The organism is Paraburkholderia sp. RL17-381-BIF-C, assembly GCF_046026435.1.
Classification (GTDB): Bacteria; Pseudomonadota; Gammaproteobacteria; order Burkholderiales; family Burkholderiaceae; genus Paraburkholderia.
In genome coordinates, this window is record NZ_JARESX010000165.1 from 1 (window position 1) to 2,585 (window position 2,585).

Consider the following 2,585-nt stretch of genomic DNA (forward strand, 5'->3'; position numbering starts at 1 on the left):
GGCAAACCTCAAGCGTGCGCATGCCCTGCTGGAAAGCGGCAAGTCACGCGGCAAGATCGTGCTCGAAGGCTGGTAAGCAGTGAGGCGCGGTGCCAGAAACCCGGCTCATTGCCCGCTTCGTGGCTTCGCGCGCCTTCGCTGAAGGTCTTTTCAGACATCGGGCGCTGGCCTGCCAAGCGCCTACTTTTCTCCGCATTACACAGGCGCATAGCGCACTAGCAAATCTGAGGATTTTTATCATGACCATCACTGTTGCTATGGAATCCATACCAAAACCGCCGGTGCATCTGATTGATGGATTTCGTAATGCACCGACGGCTGTGATCTCCGACAACCTCGCCCGACTTCCGGGATCGGTGGGGTTGCGTCCTTATCATCGTGGCGCAAAGCTTGTAGGCATAGCTTTCACCGTTCGCACGCGCCCTGGCGACAATCTCGCTATTCACCGGGCTCTTGAACTGGTCGGGCCGGGCGATGTCATCGTAGTAGATGGCGGGGGTGACGAGACCCGTGCGCTGGTCGGCGAAATCATGAAGACGATTGCCGAGTGGCGAAAAGCAGAGGGTTACGTGATCGACGGTGCGATCCGCGATGTCGCGGCATTTGCCGCATCCGACTTTCCCTGCTACGCGCGCGCAGTCAGTCATCGTGGCCCGTACAAGAATGGCCCCGGCGAGCTCAACGTGCCGGTATCGGTTGGAGGCTGTGTAATTTCCCCCGGCGACTTCGTGGTCGGTGACGAGGACGGCATAGTGTCATTTCCAGCCGCGGTAGCCGCAAACCTTCTAGACGCCGTACAGGCTCAAATTGCGCGAGAGGAAGAGATGATGGGGGCGATCCGCGAAGGACGCTATGACGGCATTTACGCCAGATCCTGACAAGCCGGCGAAATCGACCCGAATTCACGGCGTATCAACAAACAGAGTTTATGGAGTCCTCGATGACAGTGCCAGTCGTTGCAATCTTTCTCGCCAAGCCCGGCGAAGAGGCAAAATTGGAAAAGCTCTTTAGGGGTGTAATTGCCACCACCCTCAAGGAAGAAGGTTGTATCAGCTATCAGCTCAACTGTGACCTGGATCAGCCACGACGCTTTGTATGGACCGAAGAGTGGGAAAGCCGCGAGCATCTGGACAAACACGCTGCGTCCCCACACATTGCTGCGATCCTGGCTCAAGTGCCTCATCTCGTTGAAAGCGCCGAGGTGATTGCGCTGCGCAAGGTGGACGGCGGTGCGGCATGAAGTAACTGTTCGCGGCGAGTTTCATGCGGCCGACGCGAAGGTTTTAGCCAAGTGGACACTGCGGAATGTAGAAAAGAAAATATGCATAAGGCCAACCTGTATCTACTCAGACTTCGTCAATCGAGCTAGGGTGGGTTTCCTGAGGATCGACGATATCCTCGTGTCGTAGGCAATTATTCGCATACAAAGAAATCTACGCTCTGTTGACCATGGACGTGTTATCGCGATAGCTCTTTACGGGTTGTCCGGAGAGACAGCTCGTTGAGTCTTACCTGAGAAGTGGAAAAAGGAATGGCGGCCGAACCTCAAGTAGAGCCGAGTTTGAAGGAGACGCAAATGGAAAAGGCTGAAAGATCCTTGCGATCTATGGTGGAGAAGTGGCTTTTGATGGCTCCTTCGGTGTCGGTTCGGGTGATACGAGGAAATCGCGTAGGCTCAAATGGGAGGCGCTATGTCTGCGTCGAAGCATTGCAATCGGCTGACATGTTTGCAATCTATTTATTTCGTCAAGGTGACGGTACTTGGGAGGTGTTTCCGCCTGATGCCGAACGTCAGGCGATGAGTGTTTTTTGATGTGCGATACGCTTGGGATATGTGCGCATGCGACTGAAAGCTGGTCGCGTCTATAACCGAGAGGAGGTTCGCTGTGTTTAACGAATCAAACCAACTACCGTACGAGCACGAACGCGATCTGGACGCGTGGACATGTGCTTGGTATGACGCAGCCGTTGCAAGGAACTTTGTGCGATCTCCCTACCACCCTGACGCCGCGACCGTGAGGCGTCTTCAAGCCTATTTCCATGCGGGGCTGTTGCCTGCGGACGCCGCTGAAGCCTGCTTCGGGATAAAACATTAAAAGAGCGTTGCGTTAACGTATTTTGTTCGAGCAAGTTTTACTATTGGGTGCTCAAATGCGTCAGCTAACGTGAGCCTCGTCGGTAGTGTCTCTCTTTGTGAGGGCGGATGCAGATAATGCAGCCTAACTACGAGGCATTTTTAAAGTTACTGAAGTCTATCTCGCTTCGACGGCAACGCTATCTAGTCTCTCACCGAGGCTCTCTCCTTAGGAATGAACTCCCGGTCGCGTGATCGACCCTCGGGACTTTGCGTCCGCGAGTTTGTTTCGAGAGCGGTTGCCATTTCAGAACTTTGACTATTTTCGTAAAAATCAATGATGGAGACAAACGATGTTGGGGTGCCGATTGAGCGGCACGTGGGCGAAGATCGCGTGGCGCTCACGCCCGAGGTGGTTAAACGCCTCGTCGAACGTGGCCTTACAGTAAGAGTAGCTTCACAAGCGGGCGTGAAGGCCACGTTTTCAGATGACGACTACCAGAAAGCTGGC

The 2,585-nt window shown here is 54.4% G+C and carries 3 protein-coding genes and 1 pseudogene; all 4 read left to right on the forward strand.

The genetic code is table 11. The features are described from left to right. Positions 1–239: 239 nt before the first annotated feature. Positions 240–878 (forward strand): RraA family protein, encoded by a 639-nt coding sequence (locus P0D70_RS36375; protein WP_408188078.1) that lies wholly within the window; start codon positions 240–242, stop codon positions 876–878. A 62-nt stretch (positions 879–940) separates the two neighbouring features. After that, positions 941–1,240 (forward strand): putative quinol monooxygenase, encoded by a 300-nt coding sequence (locus tag P0D70_RS36380; RefSeq protein WP_408188079.1) that lies wholly within the window; start codon positions 941–943, stop codon positions 1,238–1,240. Positions 1,241–1,576: 336 nt separating this feature from the next. Further along, entirely contained in the window at positions 1,577–1,813 is a 237-nt protein-coding gene (locus tag P0D70_RS36385) for a hypothetical protein (protein ID WP_408188080.1), read from the forward strand. A gap of 601 nt (positions 1,814–2,414) precedes the next feature. Further along, positions 2,415–2,585: pseudogene (locus P0D70_RS36390) on the forward strand (NAD(P)(+) transhydrogenase (Re/Si-specific) subunit alpha); the annotation flags it as partial.